This window comes from Bradyrhizobium sp. USDA 4510 (genome assembly GCF_054059095.1).
Genome location: NZ_JBSSBT010000001.1, coordinates 2,171,735 through 2,186,737, shown reverse-complemented (window position 1 = coordinate 2,186,737; position 15,003 = coordinate 2,171,735). Strand labels below are relative to the sequence as shown.

General features: G+C 64.8%; 10 protein-coding genes. 3 read left to right on the top strand and 7 right to left on the bottom strand.

Going from position 1 to position 15,003, the window contains the following annotated elements:
* Window positions 1–93: 93 nt before the first annotated feature.
* Window positions 94–330 carry a hypothetical protein gene (locus tag ACVMDN_RS09645; protein WP_057015701.1) on the bottom strand — a complete coding sequence of 79 codons (237 nt, stop codon included), beginning with the start codon at window positions 328–330 and terminating at the stop codon, window positions 94–96.
* A gap of 406 nt (window positions 331–736) precedes the next feature.
* Here ACVMDN_RS09645 and ACVMDN_RS09640 point away from each other — a divergent pair, with 406 nt between their 5' ends.
* Window positions 737–1,240, top strand: a complete 504-nt coding sequence (locus ACVMDN_RS09640; RefSeq protein ID WP_028331723.1) for a hypothetical protein — start codon at window positions 737–739, stop codon at window positions 1,238–1,240.
* A 95-nt stretch (window positions 1,241–1,335) separates the two neighbouring features.
* Here the strand turns inward: ACVMDN_RS09640 and ACVMDN_RS09635 are convergent, their stop codons facing one another.
* From ACVMDN_RS09635 to ACVMDN_RS09620, 4 genes are all read right to left on the bottom strand, one after another.
* Window positions 1,336–3,720, bottom strand: a complete 2,385-nt coding sequence (locus ACVMDN_RS09635) for an efflux RND transporter permease subunit (RefSeq protein WP_076833031.1) — start codon at window positions 3,718–3,720, stop codon at window positions 1,336–1,338.
* A gap of 197 nt (window positions 3,721–3,917) precedes the next feature.
* Window positions 3,918–4,712 (bottom strand): ethanolamine ammonia-lyase subunit EutC, encoded by a 795-nt coding sequence (eutC, locus tag ACVMDN_RS09630; RefSeq protein WP_076833029.1) that lies wholly within the window; start codon window positions 4,710–4,712, stop codon window positions 3,918–3,920.
* A gap of 4 nt (window positions 4,713–4,716) precedes the next feature.
* A complete protein-coding gene (locus ACVMDN_RS09625) occupies window positions 4,717–6,303 on the bottom strand; it encodes a B12-binding domain-containing radical SAM protein (protein ID WP_076833026.1) in 1,587 nt (528 codons plus the stop codon).
* Window positions 6,304–6,432: 129 nt separating this feature from the next.
* Entirely contained in the window at window positions 6,433–7,815 is a 1,383-nt protein-coding gene (locus tag ACVMDN_RS09620) for an ethanolamine ammonia-lyase subunit EutB (RefSeq protein ID WP_076833024.1), read from the bottom strand.
* A gap of 338 nt (window positions 7,816–8,153) precedes the next feature.
* Between ACVMDN_RS09620 and ACVMDN_RS09615 the strand changes: the two genes are divergently transcribed.
* Together ACVMDN_RS09615 and ACVMDN_RS09610 are read left to right on the top strand one after the other, a co-directional pair.
* Window positions 8,154–9,860, top strand: coding sequence for a methyl-accepting chemotaxis protein (locus ACVMDN_RS09615; protein ID WP_456815852.1), 1,707 nt, complete (start codon window positions 8,154–8,156; stop codon window positions 9,858–9,860).
* A 164-nt stretch (window positions 9,861–10,024) separates the two neighbouring features.
* Window positions 10,025–11,527 (top strand): sensor domain-containing diguanylate cyclase, encoded by a 1,503-nt coding sequence (locus tag ACVMDN_RS09610; RefSeq protein WP_229189439.1) that lies wholly within the window; start codon window positions 10,025–10,027, stop codon window positions 11,525–11,527.
* Between the two features lie 46 nt (window positions 11,528–11,573).
* On the opposite strand, the gene ACVMDN_RS09605 is transcribed toward ACVMDN_RS09610, so the two are convergent.
* Together ACVMDN_RS09605 and ACVMDN_RS09600 are read right to left on the bottom strand one after the other, a co-directional pair.
* Window positions 11,574–12,452, bottom strand: coding sequence for a transglutaminase family protein (locus ACVMDN_RS09605; protein ID WP_076833019.1), 879 nt, complete (start codon window positions 12,450–12,452; stop codon window positions 11,574–11,576).
* On the bottom strand, window positions 12,449–14,986 hold the full coding sequence (locus ACVMDN_RS09600; RefSeq protein WP_253624110.1) for a circularly permuted type 2 ATP-grasp protein: 2,538 nt from the start codon (window positions 14,984–14,986) through the stop codon (window positions 12,449–12,451). The genes ACVMDN_RS09605 and ACVMDN_RS09600 overlap by 4 nt, the downstream gene beginning before the upstream one ends.
* Window positions 14,987–15,003 lie beyond the last annotated feature (17 nt).

The window sequence follows — 15,003 nt, the reverse complement described above, 5'->3', positions numbered from 1 at the left end:
CAATGCTGTCCGTGACCGCCAGCATACCAAGCCCGTGGCCGGCACACATGCCGAGCACGGGCTTTGCGGCGATCCATGGGGCCCGAACCGGCCTTACTGGCCGTGGGTCTTCAGCACCTGGTCGCAGGCGGAGCTGATCTTGCTGCGGTTCTGCTGCAGGCAGGCGAGAATGGTGAAATCGCCCTGATCGATCACGGCGCGGCAGTGACGCTGCACGTCGCGCGTGCAGGCCTTCTGCTCATCGGGTGTCCCGCGCGTCTGCTGCTGGGCGAAGGCGCTGGAGGAGAGCGGGATCGACAACAGGGCAAGAGCCAAGAGAAATTTACGCATCGTATTCCTTCATTTCCGACAGCAGAAAATCTGTTCCCGAAAAGCGCTTCGGCATGGCCGGGACGGATTTTGGGGATTTGCAGACGCCACGTAACGCGGCAACGGATTGACGACAAGCACCGCTAAATGCGGCTAAATTTGCGGCGCTGTAAACCCCTACATAAGTTATTGATTCGCAATGACGATTTGTGCCATCACTTTGTCGCGTTCGGCTATTGCGGATAGCAGTTGCGCAAAGCTACATGCCGTCACGAAGCCGACGGTTTCTGATTCTGTTCGATGACAATATGGGCGCCGCGCGCCGTTTCTGTCGTTTGAACCTAACATTCTTCGGTGACACTAAACCTTCGATGCGGCGAGACGCTTTCTTGCGTAGGAAGCGTTGATTTTGATGGGAAAATTCACGATGAAACGGTTTGGTTCCAGCCTTTATGGTCAGGCTCTCAGGGCTGTGGGCGTCGGCGCCGCACTGATGCTCTCTGCCTCCGCCGTCCACGCCCAGGCCAGCGGGCCGTTTGCCGGTTTTGCCGGCTCGTGGACCGGAACGGGCACGGTGGCGCTGTCCAACGGCACGACTGAACGGATTCGTTGCAAGGCGGATTACAAGGTCGCACCCTCGGGCATGAGCCTGAAACAGTCCCTGCATTGCGCCAGCGACAGCTACAAGTTCGACCTCTCCAGCGACGTCACCAGCCAGGGCGACCGGATCTCCGGCAACTGGAGCGAGGCGAGCCGCAACATCTTCGGCAATCTGCAGGGCACCGCCGGCGGCGGGCGGATCGACGTGTTCGTCGAGGCGTCCGGCTTTGCCGCGAACCTGAACCTGCAGACCAACGGCTCCAAGCAGGTCGTGCAGATCGACTCCAAGGGCGAGATCCGCGGCGTCTCGATCACGATGACGAAGAGCTGACGCTCCCGGCCGATTGCGCCCACAAGACACAAAGGCCCGGTTCCGAACGCTTCGGAACCGGGCCTTTTTGCTGCAGCTTTTTGATCGCTCGTCGATCAGGCCTTTTCGATCGGCGCGGGCTGGCCGCCCCTGCCGCGGAGCTTTTGCGACAGGTTGATCAGGAACATCGAGGTCGGCCGCAGGATGAAGAGGTCCGCGACCAGGGCTGCGACCATCGAGAACGCGCTGAGCCAGCCGAACAGGCGCAGCGACGGCAGGTCGGAGAACACGGTGACGACGAGACCGCAGGCCAGCACCACCGTGGTCAGGATCAACGCTGGGCCGACCAGGACGGTGGCGCGCTCCACCGCAAGTTCCGGCGTGACACCCGGCTTGGTCTCGAGCCGCAGGCGATTGAGGAAGTGGATGGTGGCGCTGAGGCCGAGGCCGAACGACACCGTCAAAGCCACCACGCTGGCGAATTGCAGCCCCTCCCCGAGCAGCCACAGCACCGTGCCCGACAGCACCACCGGGAAGATGCCCGGCAGGATGCAGGAGAACATCACCACGATCGAGCGGAATGCGAGCCCGATGAAGATCGCGACCAGCAGGAATTCGATAGTGAGGCCGTGGTTGAGCTTCTCGATCATGCTGGCGCTGTTGCGTGCGGCAATCACCGACAGACCCGTGACCGCGATCTCGTAGCCGGGATGCTCGGCGCGCACCTTGTCCAGCGAATGATCGAGCTTGTTCACCACCGGAAGCAACTGGCTCGAGTCCACATCCGGGACGCGGCCCGACACCACGACAGCATCCTGATTCTTGTCGATGAACCGGCGCACCAGGTGTTCGGGGATCAGGTCGACATATTCCTTCAGCGTCGCGACATCATTGCTGCCGGCCTTTTCGGCGAGCCAGCGCCGCAAGGTCTCCAGCGACCAGACGTTGCCGACGCCGGCAGAGTCCTCGACCATTGCATGGACATCGGCAATCGTCTTCAAGGTCTCCGGCGAGTACAGCGATTGCCCCTTGGGGAATTCGATCAGCACATCGACCGGATTGGCGCCGGTCAGCTTGGCGTCGAGCCGGCTCGACGCCGCCACCGCCTGCCGCTTGTCCGGCACCTGATCGGCGAGCCGGTAGCGCGGCTCGAGATTGGCGTAGATGATGCCGAGGCCGCCGACCACGATCAGCGCAAGCAGGCTGAACAGCCCGGGACGGCCGACCATGCGCACCGCGATCCAGTAGCAGAAATTGCGCAGCGCCTGTACGCCGGCATCCGCGCTCTGGAACTTGACCGCAAAGATCTTCTCGTTGCGCACGAACAGGACGCCAAACACCGGCACCAGCGACAGCACCGCGATCAGCGCGATGATGGTCGCCGCCAGCCCGGCCTCGCCGAACTTGCGGATCAGGTCGGAATCCGAAAACTGCAGCGCGATGAAGGAAATTCCGGCCGTGCCGTGCGTCAGCACGCAGGCCGGGCCGACCACCAGCACCGCATTCTTGAACGCGGTGAACTTGTCCTGCCCGGCGATCAGCCGGTCGCGCGCCGCGAATGTCAGCTGCATCGAGTCGGAGAAGCTGATCACCATGATGAGCGGCGTCATCACGTTGAGGAACATGTTGAGATTGAAATTGGCCCAGCCGAGGCCGCCGAGCGCGAGCAGGATCGCAATCATCGGCGGGAATGCCGCCGCCACCATGAAGGATATCTTGCGGAAGAAGATGATCGCGATGATGCAACCGGCGAGGATGCCGAGGATGTTGTAGGTCAGGCCGTCGCGCTCGACCGCGTTGCGGATCTCGAGCTGCATGACCGGCACACCGGACAATTGCGCATTGAGCCCGCTGCCGCCGAGGTCGTCGGCCATAATCTTCCTGATGTCGCCGACCACCTTGCTGAGCTTGTTGCTGCCGACCACCTCGGGCTCGAGCGATAGCACGATCAGCGCGAGCGTTCCGTCCTCCGACAGCAGCTTGCCGCGGATGATCTCGTTGCTTTTGACGGTCTCGACGAATTTGTCGTAGGCCGCGCCCTCGGGCAGCTCGTTCGGGAACAACGCCGCCGGCAGCTTGCCTCGCTCCGGCGCCTGGCGCGCGGAGAACAGCGACACCAGGCCGCGCACGCCCTCGACGAGTTGCAGATCCGTGACCATGTCACGCAGCTTGCCGAGATTGTCGCGCTCGAGCAGCGTCTTGCCTTCGACCACGACGAGCACGTCGAACTCGGTCGCCGGGAAGCGCTTGGTCACCGCCTCATACTGCTTGTAGTCCTTGGATTCGGAACGGAACAGCTGCGACAGCGAGTCGTCGATCTTGATCCGGTGCACGCCGAACACGGCGCCGATCAGCAACAGAACGAGGACGATGCAGGACAGGATCGGCGCCCGCATCGGGATCAGGCCGAGACGCTCGATCCCGAACGCGATGCTGAGGCCCGACCGCGGCTCTTCGATCTTCTCGACGTGGACCTGACTTTCGGAATTCTTTTCGAGCATGCCCTGTCCAGTTCTGAAAACGGCTCAATCTGTCTAGCTTGGGTCTAGGGGCGCGAATGAGGCGGGTGAGCGCAACTGATCGGCGCTAGTCCTTGAAAACACGCGAATATTGACCGGCGCCGGTTTTACCTGCCCGACCCTTTGCTCGCAAGCGCGAGGGGCTGACCAAATCGACAGGGAACCGCCGATCCCCGCCATTAAGTATCTGATTTGTCACACCCTGGTAGCGCATTCCTCGACGATCCACCGCCGCTTTCATCTTTCAAGGCGACCCCTGTGATCTGGCGTGCCAGGCCCTCGCGCACAAGCCACGAAATCCTGAATGCGGCCTCCGCATAGCTCAGCCCGGCATGGTGGATGTTGGAGATGCAGTTGCGGTCGGCGTCGGTGAGACCGATTCGCGGCGCGAAGGTGAGATAGGCGCCGAGGCTGTCGGGAGCGGACAGGCCCGGCCGTTCGCCGATCAGCATCACCAGCATGCGCGCGCCGACGATGGCGCCGATCTCGTCACCGAGCGCGACCCGCGCCCCGGACGCTGCGATCACCGCGCCGGCCTCGATCTTGTCGGCCGCCAAGCGCGGCACGAGATGCCGGATCAATTCGACGGCATGCACATTGACCGCCGTCGGCGACAGGCCGTCGCCAATCACGATGGCGCAGGGGCATGCGGTGATGCCACACTTCTCCAGCGACCGCCGCGACGCAGAATCCAGCATGCGCCCGAGATCGGGCCGCCGCAGATAGTCGCGCCGGCTGTGCGCCTGGCTCGACACCTCAAGCGGCGTGATGCCGAGGCCGGCAAGACCGGCCGCGATCCCGCTGACATCGAAGGCGGCGTGGACGGCGTCGCGGGCGCGGGCATGGTCGAGCGTGAACGACAGCAGCGCATCGGTCGGCAGGCTGGCACCGGACCGGCCAAGGCCGACGCGCGCCGGCGTGAGCTCGCGCAGATCGGCGAGCGAAGGGGACGTGGGCGCCGGCGGTGTCGTCATGCTGTTATTCGGCGGGGACGGAAGCCTCGCGCAGCCGGATCGAGTAGTTCGAGGCGTTCTGCCGGCCGCTGGAGGCTGCACGCGCAAAGGTGATCAAATGATGCGCAACCAGTGTCGCCGAGATCAACCCCTCGATGTCGCCGCGCTTGAGCCGGCCGAGCGCAAACCTCCAGAACACGCGCTTGTAGTCGCCGAGCACGCCGACCTTCCAGAAGATGTTGCGGAGCATGATCAGGCCGCGCCGGATGTTGGCCCAGCTCTTCATCTCCGGGCTAACCGGCACCTTGATGCGATTGGCATAGGTGTAGTTGCATTGATGCAAATAGCGCGCGAACAGCTTCTTCGGCTCGTAGGCAACTTCCATGCATTTGCGCCAGGAACTGACCACGTCCTCGTAGGGCAGCAGGAACTCGACATTGGAGTCGCGGCCCTCGTCATCGATCAGGCGCCCGGCTTTTTCGAGCCGATCCCACAATGGCGTCTTCGGCAGCGCCTGCAGCAGGTTGATGGTGAGCAGCGGAATCCGCGACTCCTCGACGAAGGAGAGCAACGCGTCGCCGGTCTGGGGCTTGTCGGTATCGAGCCCCATGATGATGCCGGAGACGACCTCCATGCCGAACGAGTTGATGGTGCGCACGCCCTCGAGGATCGGAACCATCATGTTCTGATCCTTATGCATGGCCTTCAGCGCGTCGGGATCGGGCGTCTCGATGCCGACGAAGATCGTCACGAAGTAGGCTTCGCGCATCTTCTCCAGGATCTCGGGACGCTTGGCGATGTTGAGCGTCGCCTCGCAAGCGAGGCGCGTGACATATCCGGTCCGCTTCTGCCACTCGATCAGGTGCGGCAACAGCTCGCTCGCCGCCTTGCGGTTGCCGATGAAATTATCGTCGACGAAATACACGGTGTCGGTGGCACCACAGGCGCGCAGCTTGTCGAGCTCGGCGATGATCTGCTGCGGCGACTTCAGGCGCGGATTGCGGCCATAGAGCCCGGGGATGTCGCAGAACTCGCACTGATAGGGGCAGCCCGAGGAGAACTGGATGCTGCCGAGGAAATACTTCTTGGTTTCGGCGAGCTCATAGGCTGGCAGCGGGAATTCCGTCATCGGCAGCCGGTCGATGGTTTTAAGCACCACCTGCTCGTCGGGACGGCTGGTATCATGAGCCAGACGCTTGATCAGCTCATTGGTCGCATCGCCGAGCTCGCCGACGTGGAGGTAGTCGAATGAAGGATAGTAGTCCGGGCAAGCACTGACCGACGGGCCGCCGATCGCGACCACCAGGTCATGGTCATGCGCGCGATGGCAGATGTCGTTCATCTGCTGGCGCTGGATATGCATACCGCTGACGAACACGGCATCCGCCCACTCGAAATCCTCCGCCGTCGCCGGACGCAGATTCTCGTCGACGAAACGCACCGGCCAGTTCTCGGGAAGGTATGCGGCGATCAGCAGCAGGCCCTGCGGCGGCATGAACGCCTTGACGCCGTCAGTGAGGGGGTAGGCGTGCTCGAAGGTCCCAAACGACGACGTATAGCGCGGAAAAACGCAGAGGATACGTCGTACTGTCTTTATGCCCTCAGCTCTCATCAAACGACCCCGAAGCACCGGCAAATCTAACCACGGCGCGGAACGCTGGGCCAGAAATTCTTCAACATTGTGGCACTACTTAACGTCATAACGACGAGATAGTTGCTCTGCAGAATTTCGCTATCCCCCTCAGGTCAGCAGCCTGGCAGCGAGGTCGGGCAGCCGCTCCGCACCGGCCACGAGGCGGAAGTCCTGCCCGGCAAGGCCGACGCGCGCGAGCCAGTCGTCGAATTCGGGAGCCCGCTTCAAGCCGAACAAGTCGCGGACATAGAGCGCATCGTGAAACGATGTCGACTGATAGTTCAGCATGACGTCATCCGCGCCTGGCACGCCCATGATGAAGTTCACGCCGGCGGCCGCGAGCAGCGTCAGGAGATTGTCCATGTCGTCCTGATCCGCCTCGGCGTGGTTGGTGTAGCAGACGTCGATCCCGAGCGGCAGGCCGAGCAGCTTGCCGCAGAAGTGGTCCTCGAGCCCGGCGCGGATGATTTCCTTGCCGTCATAGAGGTACTCAGGACCGATGAAGCCGACCACGCTGTTGACGAGCAGTGGATCGAACGCGCGCGCCACCGCATAGGCCCGCGCCTCGCACGTCTGCTGGTCGACCTGGTGATGGGCATTGGCGGACAGCGCCGAGCCCTGCCCGGTCTCGAAATACATCACATTGTCACCGACCGTGCCGCGGCGCAGCGACAGCCCGGCTTCCCGGGCCTCCCGCAACAGCGAGAGGTCGACGCCGAAACTGCGATTGGCCGCCTCGGTGCCGGCGATCGACTGGAACACGAGATCGACCGGCAGCCCCTGCCCGATCAGTCCGAGCGTGGTCGTGACATGGGTCAGCACGCAGCCCTGCGTCGGAATCTCGAATCGCGTGATGATGTCGTCCAGGAGCCGCAGCAGGGTGCCGATGACGTTCGGGTCGTCGCTCGCCGGATTGATGCCGATGCAGGCATCGCCCGCTCCCAGCAGCAGCCCGTCGAGAATCGAGGCGGTGATGCCCTTGGGGTCGTCGAAAGGATGGTTCGGCTGCAGTCGCGTGCTCATTCGCCCGCGCAAACCGATGGTGTTGCGGAAGCGGGTCGTGACCTCGCATTTCTTCGCGACCAGGATCAGATCCTGGTTGCGCATCAGCTTCGACACCGCCGCAACCATCTCTGGCGTGATGCCGCGCGAGATCTTCTTGATCGCTTCCCCGCTGGCGGCATCCGACAGCAGCCAGTCGCGGAATCCGCCGACGGTGAGCGACGACACGGGCAGAAAGCCGGCAACGTCGTGGCTGTCGAGGATCAGGCGGGTGACTTCGTCAGCCTCATAGGGGATGACAGGCTCATCGAGGAATTGCTTGAGCGGAACATTGGCCAGCGCAAGCCGCGCTGCGATCATCTCCTCCGCGCTGTCGGCGGCGATGCCGGCCAAGCGGTCGCCTGAACGCGGCGGCGAGGCCTTGGCAAGCAGGATGCGCAGATCGTCGAATGCGTAATTGGTGGCGTCGATGGTGTGACGATAGAGCATGAGGGGTTCGTCGCGGGCTGGGGCAGCGCAATCTAGCACCTCTTTGCGAAAGGCGTGCCATCGGCTTCGCCCCGCGTGCTGGCGCCTTTGCCGGTAACGGCGGCGCAGCCTCGGCACGACTGCAAGCCGCGAGCACCCGGCAGACTCAAAGCGGCCCATAAGGCATTGGGATTATTTACAGATTTTAACGGTTGCGGCTGCACAAATCTCGCGCGTTAAGAAATTGTCCATGAAAATTTTGCATAAGCTTTAATCGGCCGAAGGTACTCCCCGGCCTCTTGGAGTGCCCCGCAATGCCCGCCCCCGTCACATCCCCCATCTCCATGTCCCGGCCTCCAATGGCATCCCGATTCTCGCTTGCTGCCAGGCTGTACTCGACGTTTGCGCTGATTGCGGCGCTGACCGCGGCCATCACCTTCCTGTCCGAATACAATGCGCGGCGTAATGCCGAGCTGACCGAGGCCGTCGACCTCGCAAGCCGTGCCGCACTCAATGTCGAGCGGGTCAATTCACTGGTCTACGCCGTGGTGATGGAATCCCGCGGCATCTACATGTCGACCGATCCGGCAGCGGTGAAGAAATACGGCGACGGGCTGCTGGCGTTCAACGAACGCATTCTCGGCGTGGTCAAGAACTGGGAAACGCTGGTGCAGGCCGACGACGCCGCCCAGTTCGCGGTGTTCAAGAAGCGCATCGAGCAGTTCATCGATTTCCGCAAGGAGCTGGTACGCCGCGGCATCGAGATCGGCGCCGCAGCCGGGCGGGAGTGGGGCGACAACGACGCCAACCGCGACGTGCGCACCGCGCTGAACAAGGATCTCGAGGCGCTCTCCAAGGTCTATGCCGAGCGCAGCAAGAAGCTGGCGCGGGAGACCGACACCAACCGCACGATGGCGCTGGTGCTGACCGGCCTCGGCGCCGCGGCCTTGATTGTGGTGGTACTCGGCGTGCTGATCATCGCCCGCTCGGTGGCCCGGCCGCTGTCGCAGATCACCACGACGATCAAGCGCGTCGCCGAGGGCACCGACCATGTCGAAGTACCGCATGTCGGGCGCAGCGACGAGATCGGCGCACTGGCACGCGCCATCAAGGTGTTCCAGGAGGCGATGGACCGCAATCGCAGCCTCAACGCGCAGGTCGTACAGGAGTCCGAGGCGCGCGACGCGCGCGGCCGGCATATCGAGACCTTCGTCGAAGCGTTCCGTGGCACGATCGGCGAGGTGGTCCGCGCGGTGCATGACAACGCCGCGACGATGCGCCAAACCGCGCAGACCATCGCAACCGTCGCGTCGGACGCCAACGGTCGCGCCGTGGCGGCGGCAGGCGCCACCGAACAGGCTTCGAGCAACGTCTCCGCGGTGGCGGGCGCAGCCGAAGAACTCTCCGCCTCGGTCGAGGAGATCGGCCGCCAGGTCAAGCAGTCGTCCGGCGCAGTCGATCAGGCCGGTGCGCGCACCGACCGCTCGATCACCGAGATCGAGGGCCTTGCCGCCACCACCCAGCGCATCGACGGGGTGCTGAGCCTGATCCAGGCGATCGCCGAGCAGACCAACCTGCTCGCCCTCAACGCCACCATCGAAGCCGCCCGCGCCGGCGATGCCGGCCGTGGCTTCGCCGTCGTCGCGCATGAGGTCAAGGCGCTGGCCGGCCAGACCGCGAAGGCAACCGCCGAGATCAGCGAGAATGTGGGCCTGATCCAGGCCTCGACCCGCAACTCCGTGGCCGCCGTGCGCGAGATCGGTCAGGCGGTGCGCGAGATCAGCAACGTCACCGCGAACATCGCGAGCGCGGTCGGCCAGCAGGACGCGGCGACGCGCGAAATCTCCGCCAATGCCCAGATGGCCGCCCAGGGCAACGAGACCCTGGTCACTAATGTCGGCTCGCTCCGCGATGACATGGACCAAACCAGCAAGGCGGCGGAATCGGTGCTCGCGGCCTCGAACGATCTGATCACAACTGCCGAGACGCTGTCGCGCGAGGTCGAGCAGTTCTTCCGCAACCTGCGCGGCGACGTGGCCGACGGCCTGCAGCGGACCGGAACCTGAGCGGCGATCTGGCGGGGCCTGCGACAGGGCCCCGGCAATCCGGATGGTTAAGACTCTCCCAACGCACGGACACAAATTGCCTCCGCTTCGGGTCGCATTTCTCAATTTGATGCCTCCATAGAAAAGCGTCGCTGCGCGAGGGCGCGGGGAAGTGGAACCGAGCAATGAACGGGCTTTTGCCAAAGCCGAAGGCAGTGCCGACCAAACGGCTCCTTGCGCTCGGGATCGGCCTCGTTCTCTGCTTTTCGGCGATCTGCGCATCCATCCTCTGGGAGATGGCGGGCAAGGACTATCAGCATGCGAAGCAAGGTGCGACCAACCTCGTCGCCTCCATCGCCAGCGAGATCGACCGCAACATCGACCTCTACGACCTCTCGCTCCAGGCGGTCGCCGACGGCGTCAAGCTGCAGGAACTCGGCAAGATCAGCCCGGAGCTTCGCCAGGTCGTGCTGTTCGACCGCGCCGCCACGGCCAAGGATCTCGGCTCGATCCTTGTGCTGAATGCGGCGGGGGACGTCACGCTCGATTCCAGGACGTTGACGCCGCGGGCCGCAAATTTCGCCGATCGAGACTTCTTCCGGGCACATCAGACGCGAGCCGACGGCGGGCTGTTCATCAGCGCTCCGTGGATTACCTCTGACGGCGAATATCTGATCAGCCTCAGCCGCCGCATCAACAATGACGACGGTTCCTTTGCCGGCGTGGTCGCGGGCAGCATGCGGCTCAGCTATTTCCACAATCTGTTTCGCAAGCTGAATTTCGGCTTCGGCGACAGCATGGCGCTGTTCAACAGCGATGGCGTCATACTGATGCGCGCCCCGTTCGACATCAGCAAGATCGGGCAAAGCATCAAGGACTCTCTGGTCTTCAAGCAATTTCCGGCACGACAATCCGGCTCCTACATCACGAAATCGATCGTCGATCATGTCAGCCGGCTCTATGTTTTCCAGGCGGTCGGACACAATCGCCTGCTCATCGCCGAGGGTCTTGCGCTCGACGGCATCTATGCCGACTGGTGGCAGCAGCTCTGGCTGATCGGCAGCGTGGTGGCAGCGCTCTGCGGCTTCTCGATCGTGCTGATGTTCTACCTGGTGGCCGCTCTCAAACGGCGGGCCGCCGCGGAAGACCGGCTCGCGCACCTCGCGAGCACGGATGCACTGACGGGCCTCGCCAATCGTCGCCGCCTCGACGATACCCTTGACGTCGAATGGCGCCGTGGCATGCGTGCAAAGGCGCCGGTCTCGCTTCTGATGATCGACGTCGATCATTTCAAGATCTACAACGACACGTACGGGCATCAGGCCGGCGACGCCGTGCTCACCACCGTGGGACGGTGCATCGCAGGCAGCGCCAAGCGTGCAACTGATCTCGGCGCCCGCTATGGCGGCGAGGAGTTTTCGGTGTTGCTGCCCGGCATCGGCAAGGCGGGCGCCCTGGAAATTGCCGAACGGATCCGCGCCAAGCTGGCGGCCGCGCGGGAATCCGAGCCTGAGTTGCCGACCGTCAGCATCGGATTGTCCTGCCTCGTCCCGGACCACGAGCGCACGTCGCGCGATCTGCTCAAGGCCGCGGACCTTGCGCTCTATCAAGCCAAGCGTGAAGGCCGCGACCGCGTCATCGTCAGCCCGATCGGGTGGGATAAATCGGGCAAGCGGCACGTCGCCTGATCGCGACCGCATTGGCGCGGTCGAACGCGCCGCCCGCCCGTCTCGCTCACTCCACCGGCAGCACGTCAACCGCAACGGCGAGCTTTTGCTTGCGCGCGCCGACGATGACGCCATCGACCGGCGAGACGTCGGCGAAGTCGCGGCCGATGGCGAGAATGATGTGGTCGCTCCCGACCATCAGATCGTTGGTCGGGTCGAACCCGACCCAGCCGAGCGCGCTGCCGCACCAGACCGAGACCCAGGCATGGGTGGCGTCGGCGCCCTGCAGCCGCGGCTGGCCCGGCGGCGGAATGGTGCGCAAATAGCCGCTGACATAGGCCGCGGGCAGGCCGAGGCCGCGCAGCCCCGCGATCATCACATGGGCAAAGTCCTGGCACACGCCGTGGCGCTTCTCGAACACGTCGCGAAGCGGTGTCGAGATCACGGTCGCCTTGGGATCGTATTTGAAGTCGTTGCGGATGCGGCGCATCAGGTCGGCCGCCCCGGTGAGGATGCCGCCGCCGGGCAAAAAGCTCGCGGAAGCGTAGGCCGTCACGGGCCGTAGCACCGGCACCAGTGCGCTGGCAAAGACGTAGCCGACCGGCGAGGCCGCATCGAGGCTCAATGCCTCGAACGCGTTGTCACGCACGTCCTCCCAGGGCGGACTGGCGGCGTCGCACGCCGGCGGCTGTCGCGCCACCGAGACCCGCGAGCGGGCATCGATGCGCAGAATGCGATGCGCGGTCTCGATCAGGACGCTTTCAGTGAGCGTGCCGAAGAAGTCGCGCCTTGCGGTGCGTTCCGCGGGCCTCGGACGGATCTCGACCGAATGCGAGATCAACTGCTGCCCGTCGCCAGTGACCGGCTCCAGCCGCAGCGAGCAGCGCGCGAAGCTGACCTGGGTCTCGTAGCTGTAGGTCGTGACGTGACGGATGTCGTAGATCACGCCAGCCCCGTGAGCTTCTCCGGCCGGCTGGCATTCGGTCCGTGCGGGAAATAATGCAGCCCGATCGCGTCGGCGAGGTTGAGCAGATGCTGCTCCAGCGCGAACAGCGTCTTGACGTCGAGGCTCGAGGCTTCAGCCGTTGTGAGCATTGCCTCGACCGCGACGGCAAGACGCTGCGGCCGCTCGATCAGGCCATGCTCCTTCAGGCTCGGCAGCGCGGCAATATGCTCGTTCAGCGCCGCGACCTGGAATGCGACCGAGCGCGGATTGTAGGGGTCGAGCACCGCCAGATCGCGCACCGGTGCGAGCAGCGGCTGCACCAGATAGCGCGAGCGATAAGTGATCTGGCAGTCGACCAGCGTGAGCAGAACGTCGAGGTCCTCGTCACCGGCTTCGTCATAGGCGAACTGACGGGCAAAGCGCGTGGTGTTGACGGCGCGCTCGGCGCGGCGGCCCATCTCGAGGAAACGCCAGCCGGCGGCGCGGTTCATGTTTTCCTGCGCGAGGCCGGCAAAGCTTGCGAGCTCCTGCAAGGTCAGCTCGGCGGCGCTGACGACGCCGTCATCGTCATGAACCTCGATGGCCAGCCGATCAGCCATCTCGGTGATGACCTGCCAGGCGTCCGGCGACAGCCGCTCGCGGAGCGAGGTCGCCGTGCGCTGCGCGGATCGCACCAGCGACAGCGCCGAGCCGAATTTCTCCTCGCTCTGCAACGCTTCGAGCGCGACCTTGGCGAGATTGGCGCGCGCGGTCTGCGAGGCCGCGCCCCAGGCGACCAGCATGCGCTGGATGCGCTCGGCCGAATGCATCGCCGGCGCCGAGCCGTTCGAATTCGCGCGCGCGGGATCGCGCAACGGCGTGCACAGCGCGCGGATCAGCCGGATGGTGGCCTCGGCGCGCTCCAGATAGCGGCCGAGCCAGAACAGATTGTCGGCGGCGCGGCTCGGCAGCACGCCGGCGATGCGGCGGATGCGGACGGTGTCGACTGCTGGCAGCAGGGTCGAGGTCTCAACCGCCTTGTCGGAAACCACCCAGACATCGGCGGACACCGCGCCATCGCCCATCGACACCGCGCGCGCATCGGCCCGATCGGCAATCCGGCAGAAGCCGCCGGGCAGCACAGTCCAGCCGCTCGGCGTCGCCGCCGCGAACACCCGCAACACGAACGGACGCGGCGCGATGCGACCGTTCTCCCATACCGGCGTGGTCGACAGCCGCACGAGCTCCTGACCGACATAATCGATGCCGCGATGGCTGATGGCATCCTTCAGGCGGTCGCGGTCCGCTGCCGACAATTCGCCCGGGAGCACCGGTCCGTTGCCGGGAAAATCCGCAACGCCGCGGCCATAGGCGCCTTCGATCGCGAACTCGTCGAGCCGCGACAGCACCTCTTCGCGGGCGGATTTCTGGCCGCACCACCAGGTCGCGATGTGCGGCATCATCAGGTCTTCAGAGAGCAGGCGCCGGCACAGATTGGGCAGGAAGCCGAGCAGCGCCCTCGCCTCCATCACGCCGGAGCCCGGCATGTTGGCGACCACGACGCCGCCCTTGCGCAGAACCTCGACAAGCCCGGGCACGCCGAGATAGGAGGACGCGTCGAGCTCGAGCGGATCGAGCATGTTGGAATCGACCCGGCGCAGCAGCACGTCGAGCCGCTTCAGCCCGGCGACGGTGCGGATGTGGACGCGATCGCCTGAGACCGCGAGATCGTCGCCCTCGACCAGCAGGAAACCGAGATAGCGCGCCAGCGTGGCGTGCTCGAAGTAGGTCTCGCTGAACGCGCCGGGCGTCAGCAGGCCGATCCGCGGCTCGTCGCGATCGGCGCTGGCGCGCAGCGAATCGCGGAACGCCTCGAAGAACGGCGCGACGCGCTCGACATTCATCGACTTGTAGAGATTGGAAAAGGCGCGCGACAGCACCAGGCGGTTTTCCAGCGCATAGCCCGCGCCCGACGGTGCCTGCGTGCGATCGCCGAGCACCCACCAGCGGCCGTCAGGCCCGCGGCCGATGTCGGCGGCATAGAGATGCAGATAGCGGCCCCCCGGCGGCTTGATGCCGCTGACCGCGCGCAGATACTCGCTGCTGCCGGCGATCGCCGCGGCAGGGATGGCGCCGTCCGCAACGAGGCGGCCTTCGCCGTAGAGGTCGGCCAGCACCATCTCCAGCAGCTGCGCGCGTTGCGCGACACCGGCGGCGAGCTGGCGCCAGTCCGCCGCGTCGATGATCAGCGGCAGATGGCTGAGCGGCCAGATCCGGTCGGAAGTGTCGCCCGGCGCGCGATAGGTGACGCCGGCTTCATGCAGATGGCGATCGGCGGAGGCGAAGCGGCGCTCGATATCGGCCGGCGACAGCGCGGCAAAGGCGTCGAAGAAGCGGGCCCAGACCGGCCGCGGCGCGCCGTTGTCTGCAATATACTCGTCGGGAATGCCGGGCAGCCGGACATAGTCGCGGGTCCACTGCGCCATCCGGCGCTGACCGGGACGGGCCCTGCTCTCCTGACTGCTGCCTGGACTATTGCCACCCGATGCGGACATTCCACTTCCCCTTGACA

Excerpts from the sequence above, each read along its gene's own strand:
- ACVMDN_RS09640 (WP_028331723.1), top strand. The coding sequence starts at position 737 with ATGAAACGGTTTGGTTCCAGCCTTTATGGTCAGGCTCTCAGGGCTGTG.
- ACVMDN_RS09625 (WP_076833026.1), bottom strand. The coding sequence starts at position 6,303 with ATGAGAGCTGAGGGCATAAAGACAGTACGACGTATCCTCTGCGTTTTT.
- ACVMDN_RS09635 (WP_076833031.1), bottom strand. The coding sequence starts at position 3,720 with ATGCTCGAAAAGAATTCCGAAAGTCAGGTCCACGTCGAGAAGATCGAA.
- ACVMDN_RS09600 (WP_253624110.1), bottom strand. The coding sequence starts at position 14,986 with ATGTCCGCATCGGGTGGCAATAGTCCAGGCAGCAGTCAGGAGAGCAGG.
- ACVMDN_RS09610 (WP_229189439.1), top strand. The coding sequence starts at position 10,025 with ATGAACGGGCTTTTGCCAAAGCCGAAGGCAGTGCCGACCAAACGGCTC.
- ACVMDN_RS09620 (WP_076833024.1), bottom strand. The coding sequence starts at position 7,815 with ATGCTCTATCGTCACACCATCGACGCCACCAATTACGCATTCGACGAT.
- ACVMDN_RS09645 (WP_057015701.1), bottom strand. The coding sequence starts at position 330 with ATGCGTAAATTTCTCTTGGCTCTTGCCCTGTTGTCGATCCCGCTCTCC.
- ACVMDN_RS09615 (WP_456815852.1), top strand. The coding sequence starts at position 8,154 with ATGGCATCCCGATTCTCGCTTGCTGCCAGGCTGTACTCGACGTTTGCG.
- eutC (WP_076833029.1), bottom strand. The coding sequence starts at position 4,712 with ATGACGACACCGCCGGCGCCCACGTCCCCTTCGCTCGCCGATCTGCGC.